Genomic DNA, 18,528 nt, shown 5'->3' on the forward strand with positions numbered 1-18,528 from the left:
TTCATCGACTAGGAGTTCGCATGCCATCCATCTTCATCACCGGCGGCGCCGCCGGGATCGGTCTCGCCACCGCGGAGCGTTTCGGCCGTGAGGGCTGGACAGTCGGCGTCTACGACGTCGACGCCGATGCGCTGGCGAAGGTGAAGGCAGATCATCCCGACTTCATCACCGGCACCATCGACGTCCGCGAGCCGGAGCAGTGGGCCGACGCCCTCGCGGAGTTCACCTCGCACACCGGCGGCACGCTCGACGTGCTCGACAACAACGCCGGCATCCTGCACGAGGGCCAGATCGACCACATCTCGCCGGATCAGATCAAGCGGCAGATCGACATCGATGCCCTCGGCGTCGCGCTCGGCGCCCAGGCCGCGTACCCCTACCTGAAGAAGACGCCGGGCGCGCACCTGGTCAACATCGGATCGGCGTCGGCCATCTACGGCCAGCCCGGTATCGCGGTCTACTCGGCGACCAAGTTCTTCGTCGCCGGCCTCACCGAAGCGCTCGAGCTGGAGTGGGAGCATGACGACATCCGGGTGGTCAGCATCTGGCCGCTCTGGGCCAAGACCGCACTCGCGACCGGCGGCGCGAAGTCGACCAAGACCCTCGGCATCCGCATCACCCCCGAGCAGGTCGCCGACAAGATCTGGGAGTCGGTCCACCCGACCCGCCAGGACAAGCTGCTGCACCGCACCAGCTACTCCGTCGGCGCGCAGACCCTCGTCCTCCAGAACGCCGCCAAGTTCATCCCGAACTTCCTGAACCGGACCGTGAACAAGTACATCGCCCAGTAGTCCCGAACCCGCAAACCCACCCTTTTTCTGTAAATTCACCCCGCTCGGACTCGGTGGGTTTGCGGAAAAAGGGTGGGTTTGTCGGTAGGTGGGTCCGGACGGGGCGTTTGTGCGTCTGACTCGTATGGACCTACCCACCGACCCGCACGGCCTGATCCTGCGCAGCGAAACCGCCGGCACCCTCATCAGCGACGAACAGCTGCGGCGCATGGTCAGCACCAAGACCCTCGCCCGGCTCTGGCCGGGCGCGATGGCCGACTTCACCGTGGTCAGCGAACTCCACGCCATCGAGAGGCACCGTCTGACCGTCATCGCTGCGGCAAAGGCGGGACGACCCGGTCGGATCTTCAGTCACGTGTCCTCGGCTGCCATGCACAGGTTGCCGATGCTGTGGCCCGACCTGTCGAAGGTTCATGTGACGTCGCCGAGAGTCGGGAAACGGGCCACGAACATCGTCAGACATCAGGCCATCGTCGATCCGCCGGACATCGAGGTCGTCGACGGGGTCACGGTGACATCCATCGAGCGCACGGCGTGTGATGTCGCCCGCCTGGGAACCAACCGGCAGGCCCTCGCGGTGCTCGATGCCGCGCTTCAGCGCGACGCCGATCCCGACCGGATGAGACAGATCCTCGACTCGTGCCGAGGGTTCAAAGGGGTCGAGATGCTTCGCCGCGCGCTGGCGCACGCGAACGCATCGTCGGAAAGTGTCGGCGAGTCCCTCAGTCGTGCAGTCATGCTCGAGTTTCCCGACCTACCGGTACCGCGACAACAGGTGAAGATCGTCGACGACCACGGCAGGTTCATCGCTCGCGTCGACTTCTTGCTGGCGAACAGGGTGATCGGCGAGTTCGACGGCATGGTCAAGTACAGCGGCGGCCTGGGCACCGAGCCCGCCTGGCAGACGGTGGTCAAGGAGAAGGCGCGTGAGGACAAGCTTCGCGCGCAGGGGTACATCGTCGTGCGGTGGACATGGCCGGACCTCGCCGACAAGGCGCGCTTCTACGCGCAGATCAAGAAGGCGCTTCGATTCGGCGGCATCGAGTGACCGGCAAACCCACCCCTTTTCCGCAAATCCACCGCGCTCGGACCGGGTGGGTTCACGGAAAAGGGGTGGGTTTACGTGGCGGTCAGCGTCGTGCGGTCGGGAGCCGCAACGCGTACCGCAGACTCACCAGGCGCAGTCCGGTCGCGAGAACCGATCCGACGACGAGCCAGATCCAGTGCGGCGCGGACGTATAGGTGGCGCCGACCGCGACGATGGCGGCACCGAGCACCGCGGGCACGGCGTAGAGGTCGAACGGTTGGAGCAGGAGCGGGACCTCGTTGGCGATCACGTCGCGGAGCACCCCACCGCCGACCGCGGTGAGCAGACCGACGGTCGTCGCGGCAAAGGCACTCGCTCCGACGTCGAGGGCGATGCTCGCGCCGGTCGCGGCGAAGAGCCCCATCCCGAACGCGTCGAGCACCAGAATCGATCGGTGCAGCGCGGTGAATGCGGGATGGAAGAAGAAGACGACGAGGCCGGCGACGGTCGCGGTGACGATGGGACCCCATCCGTTGATCGACGCGGGCGGGGTGATGCCGAGCAGCACGTCGCGCAAGACGCCACCGCCGACACCGGTGAGCACGCCGACGGTGACGATCCCCCACATGTCGAAGTCCTTGCGGACCCCGAGCATGGCACCCGACGCCGCGAATACCGCGATACCCGCGAAGTTGAGCACGTCGAGCAGCACGGATCACCTCAGGATCAGGGACGGGGAAGACCGCCGGCACACGAATGACCGCCCCCGGTCGGACCGGAGGCGGTCATCGGTACGTCAATGCGGTGCCGGAACGGCGACCGGACGAGGCTAGCGACGATCCAGATCGATGAGACCGGCGCGGGCCGCCTTGACCAGACGACGCGGAATCCGCACGGGGACGCCGTTCACCTTCTCTTCTTGCAGTGCGGGGTTTTCCGCCTTCCACTGCGAACGACGGCTACGGGTGTTCGCCCGCGACATCCGGCGCTTCGGTACAGCCATGGTTGAGCCCTTCTCCTACTGTGGTCTGCGTGGCCGATGGTGACGCCATGCATCACTGGGTCGGCCCCATCAGTGCACCCCTCGACCCGACGCGGCCGTGGCACACAACCCGACCAGACTACCTGGCGGGGACGTCCAGCTCCAAAATGGCCGATCCGGCGACATCCGTGAGCGCACTTCTCAGAGGTAACTCCACGGCGACTGCAGGTCGGTCAGCGCGATCACCAGCCAGTACGCGACCCAGACGACGATGATGAACGCACCGATGATGATCGCGGTCAGCGCAACACCGTCCCCGGTCTGCCTGCCGCCCGACGCCGCTATCTGTTTGCGTGCGACGATCCCGAGCACCAGCCCGATGAGGCCGCCGATCCCACTGCACAGGAGGCCCAGCAGCGAGGCGACGAGCGCTACCACGGCCAGTGTGTTGGTCGACGAGCCGCCGGCGTCGTCGCCGGTGGTCTCGGCGGAGCCGGGTTCAGCGGATTCCGATCCAGGAGGGCGGCCCTCGCCGGGCGGTGTGAACTGCTGGCCTTGCCGGCCCGGGATCGGACCCTGAGGGGGTCGACCGTATCCCTGCGGTGGGCCGTACCCCGGTTGGCCGGAGCCGGGTTGCCCATGGCCCTGCGGTTGCCCGTAACCCTGCGCTTGGCCGTAACCCTGACGTTGCCCGGGGCCCTGCGGTTGCTGACCGTATCCCTGCGGTTGACCGAACCCCTGCTGCGGACCGTGGCCCTGCCGGGGAGGCGGTGGCGGCGCCTGCCCGGGTGGCGGTCCCGCCGGCGGCCGCGTCGAGATCACGCGCGTGGAGTCGTAACCCGACGGGGGCGGGCCACCGGGCCCGCGACCACCACCCGCCCCGGGAGCGCCTGTCCCCGGCGGCGGCGAAACCGGCTGCGCAGAGGGGGGATTCGAGGCAGGTCCGGTACGGATGACACGGGTGACGCCGTCGGCCGGACTGTGCGACTCGGGAATCTCCGTGTCGTCGGGTCCGGCCCCTGGTGTCGAGGTCACCGGTACGGAGTCCGGCTCGGCATCGGGGACGGCCGACTTCTGGGTCGGTTCCCACGGCGACGGGTCGGTTGCCGAGGCGTCCGACGGCGGGGTGGGTGATGAGGCCGGATCCGTCGGATCGCCACCTCCGGTCGGAGTGGTCATCAGGTGCCTTTCACGAGCTGTGCGCGCAGCGGGGCGACGCAGGGTGGATGCGTGCACGCACACCCGGCCGTGCATTCTGCACAGCCTAGTGAAAAGGGCTCCGAACTGGGCCGAAGTCGATGATCATGGCGCTCGATCGGCCCGATATTCGTTCAGTAGTAGTAGACGGAGTCCGTCGAATTGCCGGCCGCGATGATGACGATGAAGATGACCACCCACACGATCGCGCCCACGATGGCCAGCGCGCCGGTGATGATCCCGGCGAGCGCCATTCCCGATCCCGTCTGCGTATCACCGGTTTGTTCGACCTCGCGTCGGGCCATGAAGCCGAGGACCACCGCGGCGATGCCGACCGGGAACGAGATCAGGAAGCACGCGGCGAGCATGACCAGACCGACGATTCCCGAGATCAACGCCCCGATCGCCTTGCCGTTGGTGCTCTTCTGCGGCGCCGGGTATCCGTAACCGCCGCCGTAGGGTGCGGCGCCGTACGGATTCTGCGACCCGTAAGCACTGCCGTAGGCGGGAGCCTGGCCGGCCTGGTACGGATCGTTGTACTGCCCGTAGGACCCGCCCGGGGGTTGCGCATAGGGATCCTGGCTCGGCGTCCCGTATCCCTGGTTGCCGGACGGCGATCCGTAGGGACTCTGGCCGTACTGGTCCTGGCCATAGGCACTCTGCCCGTACGGATTCTGACCGTAGGGATTCTGGCCGTAGGGGTCCGACGACGGGCCCGGCTGGTAGGTCTGGCCGTATTCGGTCGGCGCGTACTCCGGGGCGGCGCCCTGGCCCTGGTCACCCTTGCTGAGGTTGGGACCCGAGTTACCCGAAGAGCCCGAGCTCGGCACCGTCCCCCAGTCGTCCTGGCCCTGGCCCGAGCCCTGTCCCGGTGGATAACTCACGCACAACCCCCATGTAGGTCCGACACGATGTGTTCACCAGCCTAACGACTAGACTCGACCGGTGTCTGGCGTCATCTCCGGCTTCACGGTGATCTTCATTGTAGTCGGGGTGGGTTACGTCCTCGGGCGCACGCGAGTCATCGGCGACCATGCCCACGAAGTCCTGTCCCGCCTGGTGTTCTTCGTCTTCACCCCGGCACTCCTGTTCCATTCGATGGTCACCTCCGACCTGTCGGTCATCTTCTCGGCGACGCCCGTGATCGCCGGTGGCAGCGCATTCCTCATGGGTGCCGTCTACGTGGTGATCGCCAGGCTCTGGCTCCGGCGCGCGGTCCCCGAACTCGTGATCGGCGGACTGTCGGCGTCGTACGTGAACAGCGTGAATCTCGGACTGCCGATCGCGATCTTCGTCCTCGACGACGCGTCGTTCATCGCTCCGCTGCTGCTGTTCCAGATCCTGATCTACTCACCGGTGGCACTGCTGGCGCTCGATCTCACCGCGCTCGACCGTGATTCGGGACGCTCACTGCTGAGGGACTCCCTCGTCGCCCCGATCACGAATCCGATCGTCGTCGGCGGACTCGCCGGTCTGGCGATCTCGCTGATCGGCTGGACGCCTCCGGCCGCGGTCATGTCACCGCTGAAGATGCTGGGCGATGCCTCGGTGCCGGCGGCCCTGCTCGCGTTCGGCTTGTCCCTGACCGGTGTGGCGGTGTTCAAGAAGGGACAGAGCCCGCGCCGCGACATCGCATTGGCGAGCATCCTGAAGATGGTCGCCATGCCGCTCACCGTGTACGCCGTCGCCCGCTGGGGCTTCGGACAGACGGGCGAGGCGCTGTTCGCGCAGGTGGTCATCGCGGCGTTGCCCACCGCACAGAATGTCCTGGTGTACGCCACCCGTTATCGGCGCGGCCAGATCCTCGCCCGGGACACGGCATTGATCACGACGCTCGCGTCGATACCGACCATCATGGTCATCGCCCTCGTGCTGGCCTGAACGGTCAGACGTCCGGCTCGTCTCGGGACACGTATTTGACGTCGACGCCACCCATCAGCGCCAGTCCCGTCACCCGCACGACCGGTGCGCCGGGCCGGGATGCCTTCTGCGACCTGCCGCTGAAACCGCCCATGATGCCCAGTCCCCCGATCTCGACGGTCGCCCCGTCGGGCACCTTGATCTCGACGCCGCCCATGATCGCCACGCACTGGAGAGTCAGCACCGGCGCGGTGAACTCCACCTCTCGCAGATCGAGTTCGACCCCGCCCATGATGGCGGTGGCGGTGAGCTGATCGGCGACCACCGCGGTCCCCGACAACTCGCTGCCGGACATGATCGCCAATCGGTGGCGAACGGCCACATCCCCGCTCCCGCCCGTGACGCGCGGCCCCGGGGACAGGCTGGCCGCGGGCATCGCGACGCCGAGCTGAGCCACCGGGAGGTCGTCGGTGAGGAGATCGAGGTCACCGAAAGTCTTGGCGAGCACCGCTTTTCCGGCACGCTCCTCGTATTCGGTCGGAGAGAGGCTGCCGTGCGCCATGGCGGCGGAGAGGATCTCGTGGACCAGTTCGCGGTCCGCGTCCGCGGCACGGAGCCGGGCTCGACGGTCGTCGGGAGTCGATGGTTCACCGGGTTGGGTCACGTCTGCAGACCCTAGTTGGCCGAGTCCGGCTGAACCACCCTGATCTTTCCCCCGGAGTCGACCCCGAGAGACGCTCATCTGCGATCTCGTTTCGACGACCCTCTGCGCAACTGCCCGACGAAAGACCGCGCCGAACGGCATAATTCATCGCGTCCGGGCGGGACAGCCGACCGGCGTACATCGGAGGCGAAGATGAACCAGCCCTACGATCCGGGCAAGCCCGGTGCCGGCCGGCCGGGACCGACACCCTCGGGATACCAGCCGCCGTACGGCCAGCCGAATCCCCCGCAGTCGCCATTCCCGGACAGCGGGTACGCACCGTCGGGAGGCTTCGGACAACCCGGGTCATACGGCGGCTATCCACCGCCTCCTCCCCCGCGCAAGGACCGGGCCGGGATGCGACGGTGGGGCAAGATCCTGACCATGGTCGGCGTCCTGATCCTGGTCCTGTCGGTCGCGGTCGGAGTGGTTCTCGCAGTCGCCGGCATCGGCACTGTGGTCGACCAGGCGGACAAGGCGTTCGAGGTGAATCCGACCGCCGAGCAGTACTACGACGCGGGCGACGAGTTCCAGTTGTTCAGTACCAGCGCCTCGAACGGCGTGCCGGGCTGTGAGATCACCGGCCCCGCCGCGCTGTCACCCGGAACGAACACGACGACCGAGTTCACCTTCGACGGTTCCGGAGTCGAGTCGTTCGACTCCTTCGAGGTCGTCGAATCCGGGACCTACTCCTTCCGATGCGATTCGCCCGCCGTCGTCGCATCGCTCGACGCGTCCGGCATCTTCAGCGGCGTCGGAGGTGTGCTGCTCGCGGTCCTCGGCGGCGGATTCGGCGGTCTGCTCGCGATCGTGGGCATCGTGCTCTGGATCATCGCCGGCCGGAAACCGAAGACGGTCTGACGGCCTCGACCCCGCAACCTCTCCGCTGAGCCGAGATCAGCCGCGGCGACGCCCCTTTCGGGCCCGAAGATAGTCGCCGACCACGGCGGCGCCGAGACCGTCGACGTCCGGTGCCACGACGCGCCCGCCGATCCGGCGGGCGATCTGGTCCATGAAGTGCGCCAGCCCGGGATCCTCGCCGAGCCGGAAGAACGTGACCTGTGCGCCGATTCGCGCGACATGATCGAGTTCGCGGACCGTGAGCGCGATGGTCTGCGGGTGCGGCGGATAGAAGAAGAACGGCTCTCCGCTGGGATCGAGATGCGCGGTGGGCTCTCCGTCGGTGACCACCAGGACCACCGGCTGAGCATTCGGGAACCGTCGGAGGTGCCGCTGCGCGAGTAGCAACGCGTGGTGCAGGTTGGTGCCCTGCTCCATGCGCGGCTGCAGACCCGTCAGCTCCGCGATGTCGATCGAACGCGCATACCTGCCGAAGGCGATGAGGTGCAGTTCGTCGCTGCGGAAACGGGTGGAGATCAGGTGATTCAGGGCGATCGCGGTGCGCTTCATCGGCGTCCACCGCCCCTCCATCTCCATCGAGAACGAGGTGTCGACGAGAAGCACGACCGCCGCCTGTGTACGGCTCTCGGTCTCCGAGACCTCGACGTCGCGGACATCGATGCGCACACCCGACCGTGCCATCTCCGAGGTCGCCAGAGACGGCTCGGTGGTCTCGGAGACGGTGCGCAGCACCGCATTCGAGACCGTTCGAGTGACATCCCAGGGATCGGTGTCGCCGAACTCCCACTCACGGGAGGCGCCGGTCGGTTCGCCCAGTAGTCCGGTCTGGCGGGTCTGGCGGTCGCCTCGACGCCCCGACAGCTGTTCGGCGATGTCCCGGAAGATCGACTGGCCGAGCTGGCGCATCGCCTTGGGACTCAGCCGCAGCTGACCATCGGCGGTGCGATCGAAGAATCCCTGTTCGGACAACGCCTTCTCGAGTTCGGCCAGCATCCGGGCGTCGACCGCCGCGTCGTCGCCGAGCTGCCTGGCGAGCGCATCGAGGTCGATGTCGTCCATCTGCGCGCCCGCGTACTGCTGTGACAACTGCTCGGAGAGTGCGTCGAGTTCGGAGATGTCGCGCAGCGCGGCGGCACCCTCACCGAGTCCCATCGGCTGATCGCCGGAGAACGACTGCGCGTCGTCCCAGTCGAGACCCGGTCGTGCCGCCCGAAGCTGCGAATCCATCTGTGCCAGTTGGTTCATGAGGTCGGGCGAACCGAAAGCCTGCTGGGCCAGCTGGTCCAGTTCGGCCCGTTGCTCCGGAGTCAGCGAGTTGTAGAACTGCTGCGCCGCGGCCGCCCGCTGTGCGAGGGAGTCGATCAGTTCCTCGGTGTTACGGGGGTTCTCCGGGAAGAACTCGCCGTGTGCGTCCATGAACTCGTCGAACGCCTCGGTGGTGTCCTCACCCCGATTGTGCGCCTCGAGGAGCTTGTTCAGGTCCTTGAGCATCTCCGAGATGCGTTGTCGGTCCTGCTCGTTCGCGCCCTCGAGGGCTTCCTTCATCCCCGCGAAGCGCTGATCCAGCAGCTCCCGCCCGAGCAGGTCTTTGATCTTGTCGTAGTCCTCGCGCGCCTGCGGACTGCGCCAGTTGTACTCCGACAGTTCCTCGACGGCCTGCGCGGTCGACGGCGGGAGACTCCCGATCTGCATCTCGGCGAACCGGGCGTCGTCGTCGAGGTCACGCGCCAGTTGCTTGCGCTCCTCGAGTACCGCGCGGTCGAGGAGTTCGCGGATCTCGGCGAACGTGCCGTCGAGATTGCGCTTCTTGAGCAGCTCCTGCCGGCGGCGGTTGATCTGCTCGCGCAACTTGTCGAGCCCCCGCATGTCCGGCGTGCCGCGGCGCAGCAGTTCCCGCAGCGCCCGCTGCGGCGACGCTCCGGCCATGACGTCCTCGCCGATCGTCTCCAGCGCCTCGCGCAGGTCGACCGGAGGCGCGAGCGGATCGGGGCCGCCGCTGTAACGCTGGTAGCGCGAACGATGGAAGCTCTTGCGCGCCATGTGTTCTCCTAGTTGTTGTCAGCCGTAGACCGTCTGACCGCTCTCGTCGGCTTCCTTGCCGATCCGGCGGGCGAGGAAGAGCCCTTCGAGCGCGAGTTCGACGGCACTGGCGCGCTCCCCTTCGGTGTCGGCCTCGAGGCGCTCGGCGATCTGGTCGAGGACGCCGGCGGTGGCGTCCGGCGACGGGATGGAACCCAGCAGATCGGCGGCGCGCACCCGGTCACCGGTGACCACCGGCTCGCCGTTCTCGAGGGCGTCGACGAGCGGAGCCATGTCGATGCCACCGAGGTGGGCACGCACCGCGTCGGCGATGGACTTGCGCATCAGGTGCTCGAGGATCTCCAGTTCACGCCCCTCCTCGCCGGACTCGAACTCGATCTTGCCGCGGAGCACCTCGATCACCGACTCGAGATCGACCACTCGGGCCACCGCCTGATCCTCGCCCGTCACCGTCGCCCGGTGGAGCGCCGCGGCCGCGACGGTCTCGGCACCGGCGATGGAGAAGCGGGCCGACACACCGGACCGCTGGTCGATGGACGGGTGATCGCGGGCGTAACGGGTGAAACGCGCCAGGATCTCGGTGATGAACGTCGGCACGCTGGCGGTGAGATCCGCCTCCTGCTCGATGACCGACACCTCGTCGTCGAGCTCGAGTGGGTAATGGGTGCGGATCTCGGCGCCGAAGCGGTCCTTGAGCGGGGTGATGATCCGTCCGCGGTTGGTGTAGTCCTCCGGGTTGGCGCTCGCCATCACCAGGACGTCGAGCGGCAGTCGCAGGGTGTAACCGCGGACCTGGATGTCGCGCTCCTCCATCACGTTGAGCATGGACACCTGGATTCGCTCGGCGAGGTCGGGCAGCTCGTTGATGGCGACGATGCCGCGGTGCGAACGCGGGATGAGTCCGAAGTGGATGGTCTCCGGGTCGCCGAGGCTGCGGCCCTCGGCGACCTTCATCGGGTCGATGTCGCCGACGAGGTCGGCGACGGAGGTGTCCGGCGTGGCCAGCTTCTCGCTGTAACGCTGCGAACGGTGCCGCCACTCGATCGGCAGATCGTCGAGGAGGTTGGCGGCCTTCCTGATCGACCCCGGGGTGATGGGTTCGTACGGGTGCTCGCCGAGTTCGGAACCGGCGATGACCGGCGTCCACTCGTCGAGGAGCCCGACCAGGGTGCGCAGGATTCGCGTCTTGCCCTGACCGCGTTCCCCGAGCATGACGACGTCGTGGCCGGCGATCAGCGCCCGCTCGAGCTGCGGGATGACCGTGGCCTCGAAGCCCACGATGCCCGGCCACGGATCACGTCCCTCGCGGAGTGCGGACAGGAGGTTGTTGCGGATCTCGTCGCGCACACTGCGTTGGACATGACCGCTGGCACGCAGTTCACCCAAGGTGCGGGGTGACGGATGCCGGGTTTCGGTCGACTGGGAGCCATGTGTGGTGAAGTTGTCCTCTGGCACCTCATCGAGGCTACTCCGCGTTGCGGAGCGCGTGCGCGTCGTCACTGTCCGCCGCCGCCGGCGTCCAGGTCGGGTCGCGGCCGATGAATCCCATGAGGCGACTCACCGCGTCGGCGTCGGCGCCCACCTCGACCTTCGGACCGTACTGACCCGAGCTGCGGAGGATGTCGTCGATCGGCGCCATGCCCGCGAGCAGTTGCTCGGCGAATCCGGGGTCGAGGGCGGGGGTCGCGCCCTGGGATCGGGCCAGATCCCAGGTGTGCATGTACACGTCGGCCGTGTAGAACCGGTCGATCGCATCGGCGAGACGGTGCTCCCCGGCCATGGGATGGCTGAAGGCGTTCTCGGCCGGCGGCCCGTCGAGCAGGGCCTGTACCCCCGCCGTGTGCGCCGACCACGCCGCGCCCGGGTCGTCGGCGACGGCCGGACCGGCCGGGAGTTCGACGCCACCGGCGGCGAGGAAGCCGGTGAACCAGTCGACGAGGTGGGCGACGACGTCGCGCGCCACCCACCCGTCGACCGGCGTCGGGGCGTTCCAGTCGGAGACGTCGGCGATCACGTCGGCGAAGCCTGCGGTGACTTCGCGATGCCGTGCGCCGGCACTCAGATCTGCGATGGTCATGTCCGACGGCTCAGACCGTGCCGTCGGACAGCATGCGGTCGAGGGCCGCGTAGCCCTCGTTGACGCCGACCTCCATGCCGGAGGCGAGCCAACCGTCGCGCGCTTCGAAACTGTCGCACAGGGATTGGGCGTGGAGCCGCGTCGTGCCGTCGCCCAGGTCCTCGAACCAGAGGGTTTCCAGCGACACCGCGTCCGGCATGCCGAGGAAGGTGAACGTCTGCACGATCTTGTCCTCGCCCACGGTGTGGAAGCAGCCACGGAATCCGAACTCCTGCCCATCGTGGGTGGAGACATAGCTCCAGCTGCCACCGTCGCGGACGTCCCACTCGACGATCCGGCTGCTGATGGCGTCCGGCCCGATCCACCGGACGAAGAGCTCGGGGTCGGTGTGGGCTTTCATCAGTTGCGCGGGCGTCCCGCGGAAGTCCCGCGTGATACGGATGACGGGCACCTCCTTGTCGGCCTCGATGGCAGCCTCGGGATAGCGGGTCTGGGTTGCGGTCATGACACCTTTCCTTCCTGGTGGAGTGGTTGTTCGACCTCGGGTTCCGACGGATGCTGGGCCTCGGGGCCGTCGTTCATCTCGGCGAGCAGCGTGTCGAGGCGCTGGTAGCGCTCCTCCGCCCGCTTGCGATACCGCTCGATCCACTTGGTCATGAGGTCGAACACCTCTGCTTCCAGATGGACCGGACGGGTTTGGGCCTCCCGGGTTCGGGTCACCAGACCGGCATCCTGGAGCACTTTCAGATGCTTCGAGACGGCCTGGATGCTGACGTCGTACGGTTCGGCGAGTTGACTGACCGTCGCATCCGAGACCGCAAGCCGCGCAACCATGTCGCGCCGCGTGGGGTCCGCGAGTGCGGCGAACACCTTGGACAACTCATCTGCCATTCGAACTCCTCAACCGATTGGTTGAATACGATCGTGCGCCCTGCCGAGGCCGTTGTCAACCCCTTGGTTGAATACGCTGGTTCCGCAACTCGGCGTGGTGGAACGGCCCCACGACGACGACTCCCACCGTCGGCGGGCGAGCCGAGGTGGGAGTCGGGTGGGAGTCCGGGAGTCGGGTGGGGGTCCGGGCGTCGCCGGGGCGGGGTCAGGCCGGCCCGATGGGTGCCTCACCGCGCAGGGTGATCCGGTGCATCACACGGCGGGCGTCACCGTAGTCGCGGTTCGCGTAGTGCAGCGTGTTCCGGTTGTCCCACAGCACCAGGTCGCCGAGGCGCCAGCGGTGCCGGACGATGTGTTCGGGCTTGGTGAGATGCGCGTAGAGCAGATCCAGGATGCCGCGGCTCTCCGCGTCGGAGACACCGTCGATGTGCGAGGTGAATCCGGGATTGACGAACAACGACTTGCGGCCGGTCTCCGGGTGGATGCGCACCACCGGGTGGGTGACGGGCACCAGCTCGGTGACCTCTTCGCCGTCCCAGGTGTTGCCGCGCCCGTTGCGCCGCTGCTTGAGGTAGTAGCCGAACTCGCGGTTCCCGTCGTGCACCGCACTGAGTCCGTCGATCATCCGGCGGACCGGCTCCGACAGCGACCGGTACGCGAGTTCGGCGTCCGCCCAGTTGGTGTCACCGCCGTTGCGCGGCAACACAACCGGACGCAGGATCGAGCCCATCGGCGGGCGCGGCATGAACGTGACGTCGGTGTGCCAGACATCGGCGAATCCGTTGTCGGCGCTGTCGAGTGAGTAGACCTCACCGGGGACGTCGCCGCTGTTCCACACCGGATGCCCGAAGGTCAGGTCGCCCAGCCGGTTTCCGAAGCGGATGTGCGCCTCGTCGTCGAGGTGCTGATCGCGGAGGACGATGACCTTGTAGTCGATCAGCGCCCGGCGCAGCGCGGCGATCTGTGCGTCGGACGCCGTGGCCACGTCGACGCCGCGGATCTCGGCACCGAAGTGCGGACCGAACTCGTCGACATCGAATTCGACTCCGCCGGAGATGGTTCCGGCGTCCGGGCGAAGTGCCGTGTCAGGACGGGTTGCGGAGCCGACGGATTGCGAGGTGGTTGTCATAAGGGTTGTTCTCCAGGTCGAAGCAGGCGGGGGCGGGAGCGGGGTGCGCCGGCGGCGAACCGTGATGCGATCCGTCCGCCCAGTTCATCGAGTGGAGAGTGCCCGTGGTTCCGCTGTCGTGCCTGGCGACGAGCCCGGCTTTCCCGCTGACCGAGCCGGTGAGGCTCGCAGGCGCCGGGCCGAGCAAGCCACGAAGGAGCGCGTCGAGGTCGACGAGCCGAGTCGAAGCCGCCATCGTGGCGGGAGACGCGGGGACGGAATACACCCCTACTGTCTAACCGTCCACCGGGTCACCGGACAGGGTTGAGCCCACGCTGAGGAAAAGACCCGCTGCGTCATGCCACCGCGGCTTCCTTGACCGCGGCGCCGATCTCGGCCCGCAGCGCCGCGTACTCCGGGGAGCCGCGTAGTTCGTCGGGTTCGACGCCGGTACGCGGCAACGTCGAGGAGAGGTCCAGCGCGACACGTCCCGGACGCTTGGTGAGCACGATGATCCGACTGCCCAGGAACGCGGCCTCGTCGGCGCTGTGCGTGACGAAGACGTTGGTGCGTCCACTGCCCGCACTCACCGCCCGCACATCCTCCTGCAACCGTTCCCGGGTCAGCGCGTCGAGCGCGGCGAACGGCTCGTCGAGCAGCAGCAGGGATGTCTCGGCGGCCAGCGCCCGGGCGATCGCCACGCGTTGCTGCTGCCCACCCGAGATCTCCCAGATGCGCCGATGGGCGGTGTCGTCCAAGCCGACTCGTTCGAGGAGTTCGTTCCGGCGTGCCGCCCGTTCGGACCTGGGGACCTTCGCATATTTGAGTGCGAGATCGACGTTGCCGCCCACGGTCTTCCACGGGAACAGGCGCGGTTGCTGGAAGACCACACCGGAGGTCACCCCCGGCACCGGCGCACCGCCCGACACCTCCACGTCGCCCACCGTCGCGGGTTCGAAGCCGGCGATGAGTCGCAAGAGTGTGGACTTGCCACACCCGGATGCGACCACCAGCACCAGGAACTCCCCCGGCGGGACGTCCAGGTCGACCGGACCGACCGCCGTCACCGTGCCCGCACCCGTCCCGTATCTCTGGGACACGTTGCGCAGCCGGATCGAGCCGCGTTGCCCCGCGGGTCGGACCTCGGTCGTCGCAGCGGAGCGGCCCGCGGCCGGCGGACTACTGCTGTTCGAGGACACCCGGCAATCCCTCTGTGTAGATGGCCTCGCGGAACGTCTCGATCGGCGGGGCGGCGGGAATCTGCTGCTGCTCAGCGAGGAACACCGCTGCGCTGTGCAGATTCTCGGAGAGATTCCCCGGGTTGCCCTGTGTGCCGAGCCAGGTCGGACTGGTCAGCTCCGCGACGGTGAGGAAGGTGCCCTGCTTCAGCTGGTTGGCCGCATCCTTCGGCGTCGTACCCAGCTGTGCGGCGACGGCGTCGGCCGCGGCCTGCGGGTCGTCCTTGATCAGGGTGAGCGCCCGGGCCTGGACCTGGCGCCAGGTGTTCACGACCTCGGGATTCGCCGCGGCGAACTCACTGGAGACCACACCGAGGTCCAGCGTCGGCTTGCCGGCCGTGGCCAATTGTCGACTGGCGATGAGAGTCTTTCCGTCCTTGCGCAATTCGTCGAGCGTGGGCAGCCAGGTGTACACCGCGTCGACGTCGCCTCGCTGCCAGGCGGCCAGGGAGGCCTGCGGCTGCAGATCGATGAGGTCCACGTCTTTCGGGTTCACCCCGGCCTGGTCGAGCGCGGCGAGCAGGCTGTAGTGGGCGGTGGAGGCGAACGCCGTCGCCACCCGCTTGCCCTTGAGATCGGCGACGGTGTCGATGCCGGTTCCGTTGCGCGCGACGAGTGCCTCGTTGTCACCGGCGACGTCGAGGACGAAGGCCACCTGGTACGGGATGTTCAGCGGCGCGGACAGTCCACGGGCCACCGGGCTGGAACCGATGGCGGCGAAGTCGACCTCCTTGGCGACGAACGCGGTGTTGATGTCGGCACCGGAGTCGAACTTGGTCCACTTGATGTTGAAGTCCGGCAGGGCTTCCTCGAGCCAGCCGTTGTTCTTGACGATCAGGTCGCCGCTCGGGAAGGACTGGTAGGCGAGCCGGATCGTCGGCTTGCTGTCGTCTTCGGAGTTGTCGACCGAGCACCCGGCGAGCACCAGCGTCGCTGCGGCGATCACCCCGAGCACCGCACCGAACCGCGAGCGGCGCAACCGGCCCGAACCGGGCACCCCACGTGTGATTCTCATGTCTGTCAGACCTTTCCGCGCCACGGCACCACTCGGTGCTCGATTGTTCGAAGGAGCCCGTCGATGATCAGTCCGGACAGACCGATGGCGATGATGCCGACCAGGACGACGGGTGTGTTGTTGTAGTTGCTGGCGTCCTTGACCACGCCACCGATTCCGGGGATGCCGTTGAACAGCTCGGCCGCGACCACCGAGGAATAGGCGATGCCGACCGAAAGCCGTACACCGGTGAAGGTCTCGGGCAGGGCCGACGGTACGACGACGTCGCGGATCACCTCCGACCGCGACGCCCCGAGCGCGCGTGCCGCCTCGATGAGACCCACCGGCGCGGCACTGACGGCGGCGGTGGTCGCCACGGCCGCGGGCGGCAGCGCGGCGAGTGCCAGCAGGGTGATCTTGGGAGCCTCGTCGATGCCGAGCCAGATGACCAGCAGGAAGAAGTAGGCCAGCGGCGGCAGTGCGCGCAGGAACGTGAGCCACGGTTCGAGCAGGCGTCGAAGCCACCCCACGGTTCCCATCGCCAATCCGAGCAGTACGCCGAGGATCACGCCGATCGCGACACCCGCGAAGACACGGCGCAGCGTCATGTACAGGTGTTCCCACCAGTAGTAGTCGGCGTAACCACGGACTCCGTCGTGCGTAGTGGACATGTCGACGAAGGCCTGCCACACGGTGCCCAGGCGCGGCACGAAGGTCTCACTCCAGATCCCGCTGACGGCGACGAGCTGCCACGCCGCGGCGAACACCACCACCGAGAGCAGCGGGAGGCCCACCCGTGTCAGCGGTGATCGCACGCGAGACGAACCGCCGGGCGACGTGCGCTCCGCCCCACCACCCGCTTCTTCCGGGGTGATGTCCACAAACAAGGTCACCGTGCATGTCTAGACATCGCGATCCCCCGCGACCAGAGTTTTCCTCGTCGAGAGGAAAACTCCCGCCGGATGCATACGAATCGGGCGCGATGTGCTTCTGGCGTGGGGTTTCTTCAGTTGCAGGGGTCAGGAGTCGCCAGGGGCAGACACTGCGTGGCGGCTTCGGCGACACCCGACGGTTTCGACCGTGCGTCGATATCCGTCGACCGTGCGTCTTTTCTCGTGGCGGATTCAACCAGCCGACGCAACACCTATGGCTGATGGGCGGAGGCTAGCATTTCGGTGAAGGCTTCGGCGGGCGTGCGGAATCCCAGTGCAGCTCGGGGCCGATTGTTCAATGCCCCAGCTATGTGGTCCAGGTGCTCCCTGGAGTGGACCGACAGGTCCGTTCCCTTCGGGAAGTATTGCCGCAGAAGGCCATTGGTGTTCTCGTTGGTTCCACGTTGCCATGGCGAATGCGGATCGCAAAACCACACCTGAAGCTCGTGATCCAACGCGATGTCGGCGTGCACCCCACGCATTTCTGAACCCTGATCCCAGGTGATCGAACGACGCAGGTGCGCGGGCAGGTCCCCGATTCCGATCTTGAGTGCCTCACGCAGATCCTCACCGGTCCGCGTGGTCGGCAAGTGCAGCAGGATCGTGAACCGGGTCAACCTGTCGACCAACGTGCCGATCTGGGACTGTCCGTCCCGACCCACGATGCAGTCACCTTCCCAGTCGCCGGGCACCGCACGGTCAGCGACCGTGGCCGGGCGGTTGGCGATCAGCAACTCCCGCGGCACGATACTCGACCCGCGGTGCGCTGTCCTCCTCTGTCGCGCGGTCCGCCCGGTCCGTAACGACGCCTTGACCTGGGCTTTCATCTCCCCACGCGGGAAGACGAACAACGATTGATAGATCGCTTCATGGCTAATGCGCATGCTTTCATCATCGGGGAAATCCTCCACCAGACGGGCACTGATCTGCTCGGGTGACCAATGCTCGTCACAGGTGAGCTTGTCCCACACGTGGGCGCGCAGCACATCGTTGACCTCAAGCTTGCGCGGCTTGGGCCGCGCCCGATGCCGCTGGGCCGACGCAGCGCCATAACCGCCACCCACGGCAGCATTGCGCCGCAGCTCGCGGCTAATCGTGGAGGGCGAACGCAGCAAGTCACGCGCAATCTGACGGATCGAGATGCCGGCACTGAACTTGTTCGCGATCAGATCACGCTCATCAACAGACAAATACCGCGACTGCGGACCACCACCATGCTCGTCGATCACCGCAGGCCTGCTCACAACGGGTATCACACCACCATGTTTGGCCATCAGCTTCTGCCCCAACCGCACCGAGAACCCGGCGTGTTGGGCAGCTTGCCCCGTCGTCATCCCCGCCGCCCGTGCCTGCCAGAACTCCCACACCGGCACCTCCGGCATGGCCTGCCCGCGCCTCAACCCTCTCATCACAAACCCCGTTCACTAGGAGTGTTGCGACGTTCCGTTGAGCCCACCCGTCGACCGTGCGCCGTTTGTCGTCGACTGTGCGTAGTTTGTCGCCGACTGATCACCCGCGAGTTCGTATTCGCTGAGCCCCTTGGGCGCGAGGATCGAAAGCCGCCGGGCCGAGCAGGCGACGAAGGAGCGCATCCAGGTCGATGAGCCTCGACGGCCGGGCGAAACAACCCCGAGGCGCGGACACGGCCACCCGGGACACCGGAAGGCTTTCGCGCTCGACAGAGAGAAGCACACCGATGCAACCGGCGGAGCTACTCACCCTGAAATGCGCCCCCATTCGGGCCGGTTTGGCGAAACGGGTGTGACGGTAGTTCACCACTGTCAACGGTCTACGCACAGGCGACGACAATCGACGCACAGTCGACGA

General features: G+C 67.2%; 19 protein-coding genes and 1 pseudogene. 4 read left to right on the top strand and 16 right to left on the bottom strand.

Features of this window, described 5'->3' with window-relative positions; all coding sequences use genetic code 11:
• Positions 1 to 20: 20 nt before the first annotated feature.
• Positions 21 to 791: an SDR family oxidoreductase gene (locus AMD30_RS08570; protein WP_010843510.1), complete on the top strand. Its 771-nt coding sequence runs from the start codon at positions 21 to 23 to the stop codon at positions 789 to 791.
• Positions 792 to 915: 124 nt separating this feature from the next.
• Positions 916 to 1,839, top strand: a complete 924-nt coding sequence (locus tag AMD30_RS08575; protein WP_055475340.1) for a type IV toxin-antitoxin system AbiEi family antitoxin domain-containing protein — start codon at positions 916 to 918, stop codon at positions 1,837 to 1,839.
• Between the two features lie 82 nt (positions 1,840 to 1,921).
• Here AMD30_RS08575 and AMD30_RS08580 read toward each other — a convergent pair whose 3' ends face one another.
• The 4 genes from AMD30_RS08580 to AMD30_RS08595 all read right to left on the bottom strand — a co-directional run bounded on the left by AMD30_RS08580 (position 1,922) and on the right by AMD30_RS08595 (position 4,881).
• Complete coding sequence (locus AMD30_RS08580) at positions 1,922 to 2,530, bottom strand: trimeric intracellular cation channel family protein (protein WP_055475341.1); 609 nt, start codon at positions 2,528 to 2,530, stop codon at positions 1,922 to 1,924.
• A gap of 117 nt (positions 2,531 to 2,647) precedes the next feature.
• Positions 2,648 to 2,821, bottom strand: coding sequence for a 50S ribosomal protein L32 (rpmF, locus tag AMD30_RS08585; protein ID WP_004020060.1), 174 nt, complete (start codon positions 2,819 to 2,821; stop codon positions 2,648 to 2,650).
• Between the two features lie 180 nt (positions 2,822 to 3,001).
• A complete protein-coding gene (locus AMD30_RS08590; RefSeq protein ID WP_055475342.1) occupies positions 3,002 to 3,979 on the bottom strand; it encodes a DUF4190 domain-containing protein in 978 nt (325 codons plus the stop codon).
• Positions 3,980 to 4,131: 152 nt separating this feature from the next.
• On the bottom strand, positions 4,132 to 4,881 hold the full coding sequence (locus AMD30_RS08595) for a DUF4190 domain-containing protein (RefSeq protein ID WP_055475343.1): 750 nt from the start codon (positions 4,879 to 4,881) through the stop codon (positions 4,132 to 4,134).
• Between the two features lie 61 nt (positions 4,882 to 4,942).
• Between AMD30_RS08595 and AMD30_RS08600 the strand changes: the two genes are divergently transcribed.
• Positions 4,943 to 5,878, top strand: coding sequence for an AEC family transporter (locus AMD30_RS08600; protein ID WP_055475344.1), 936 nt, complete (start codon positions 4,943 to 4,945; stop codon positions 5,876 to 5,878).
• Positions 5,879 to 5,882: 4 nt separating this feature from the next.
• On the opposite strand, the gene AMD30_RS08605 is transcribed toward AMD30_RS08600, so the two are convergent.
• Positions 5,883 to 6,521, bottom strand: a complete 639-nt coding sequence (locus AMD30_RS08605; RefSeq protein ID WP_055475345.1) for a DUF1707 domain-containing protein — start codon at positions 6,519 to 6,521, stop codon at positions 5,883 to 5,885.
• A gap of 192 nt (positions 6,522 to 6,713) precedes the next feature.
• On the opposite strand from AMD30_RS08605, the gene AMD30_RS08610 reads away from it, so the two are divergent.
• Entirely contained in the window at positions 6,714 to 7,421 is a 708-nt protein-coding gene (locus tag AMD30_RS08610) for a hypothetical protein (RefSeq protein WP_055475346.1), read from the top strand.
• Positions 7,422 to 7,457: 36 nt separating this feature from the next.
• Here the strand turns inward: AMD30_RS08610 and AMD30_RS08615 are convergent, their stop codons facing one another.
• The 11 genes and pseudogenes from AMD30_RS08615 to AMD30_RS08660 form a co-directional block, all read right to left on the bottom strand.
• The gene (locus tag AMD30_RS08615; RefSeq protein WP_055475347.1) at positions 7,458 to 9,461 is read right to left on the bottom strand and encodes a vWA domain-containing protein; all 2,004 of its coding nucleotides are present in this window, start codon (positions 9,459 to 9,461) and stop codon (positions 7,458 to 7,460) included.
• Between the two features lie 18 nt (positions 9,462 to 9,479).
• On the bottom strand, positions 9,480 to 10,916 hold the full coding sequence (locus AMD30_RS08620; RefSeq protein WP_010843519.1) for a sigma 54-interacting transcriptional regulator: 1,437 nt from the start codon (positions 10,914 to 10,916) through the stop codon (positions 9,480 to 9,482).
• Between the two features lie 10 nt (positions 10,917 to 10,926).
• Entirely contained in the window at positions 10,927 to 11,538 is a 612-nt protein-coding gene (locus AMD30_RS08625; RefSeq protein ID WP_055475348.1) for a maleylpyruvate isomerase family mycothiol-dependent enzyme, read from the bottom strand.
• Positions 11,539 to 11,548: 10 nt separating this feature from the next.
• Positions 11,549 to 12,043, bottom strand: a complete 495-nt coding sequence (locus AMD30_RS08630) for an SRPBCC domain-containing protein (protein ID WP_010843521.1) — start codon at positions 12,041 to 12,043, stop codon at positions 11,549 to 11,551.
• Complete coding sequence (locus tag AMD30_RS08635; protein ID WP_010843522.1) at positions 12,040 to 12,429, bottom strand: ArsR/SmtB family transcription factor; 390 nt, start codon at positions 12,427 to 12,429, stop codon at positions 12,040 to 12,042. The genes AMD30_RS08630 and AMD30_RS08635 overlap by 4 nt, the downstream gene beginning before the upstream one ends.
• Before the next feature lie 205 nt (positions 12,430 to 12,634).
• Entirely contained in the window at positions 12,635 to 13,558 is a 924-nt protein-coding gene (locus AMD30_RS08640) for a TauD/TfdA dioxygenase family protein (protein ID WP_055475349.1), read from the bottom strand.
• Positions 13,515 to 13,793 (bottom strand): hypothetical protein, encoded by a 279-nt coding sequence (locus AMD30_RS25235; protein ID WP_231632664.1) that lies wholly within the window; start codon positions 13,791 to 13,793, stop codon positions 13,515 to 13,517. The genes AMD30_RS08640 and AMD30_RS25235 overlap by 44 nt, the downstream gene beginning before the upstream one ends.
• A 100-nt stretch (positions 13,794 to 13,893) precedes the next feature.
• On the bottom strand, positions 13,894 to 14,736 hold the full coding sequence (locus tag AMD30_RS08645; RefSeq protein WP_055475350.1) for an ABC transporter ATP-binding protein: 843 nt from the start codon (positions 14,734 to 14,736) through the stop codon (positions 13,894 to 13,896).
• Positions 14,717 to 15,790, bottom strand: a complete 1,074-nt coding sequence (locus tag AMD30_RS08650; RefSeq protein ID WP_197282761.1) for a taurine ABC transporter substrate-binding protein — start codon at positions 15,788 to 15,790, stop codon at positions 14,717 to 14,719. Before AMD30_RS08650 ends, AMD30_RS08645 begins: the two co-directional genes overlap by 20 nt.
• Positions 15,791 to 15,795: 5 nt before the next feature.
• Positions 15,796 to 16,662 (bottom strand): ABC transporter permease, encoded by an 867-nt coding sequence (locus AMD30_RS08655; RefSeq protein WP_055475352.1) that lies wholly within the window; start codon positions 16,660 to 16,662, stop codon positions 15,796 to 15,798.
• Between the two features lie 231 nt (positions 16,663 to 16,893).
• Positions 16,894 to 18,110, bottom strand: a pseudogene (locus AMD30_RS08660) (IS30 family transposase).
• Between the last annotated feature and the right edge of the window lie 418 nt (positions 18,111 to 18,528).

The organism is Gordonia sp. HS-NH1, from assembly GCF_001418765.1.
Taxonomy (GTDB): Bacteria; Actinomycetota; Actinomycetes; order Mycobacteriales; family Mycobacteriaceae; genus Gordonia.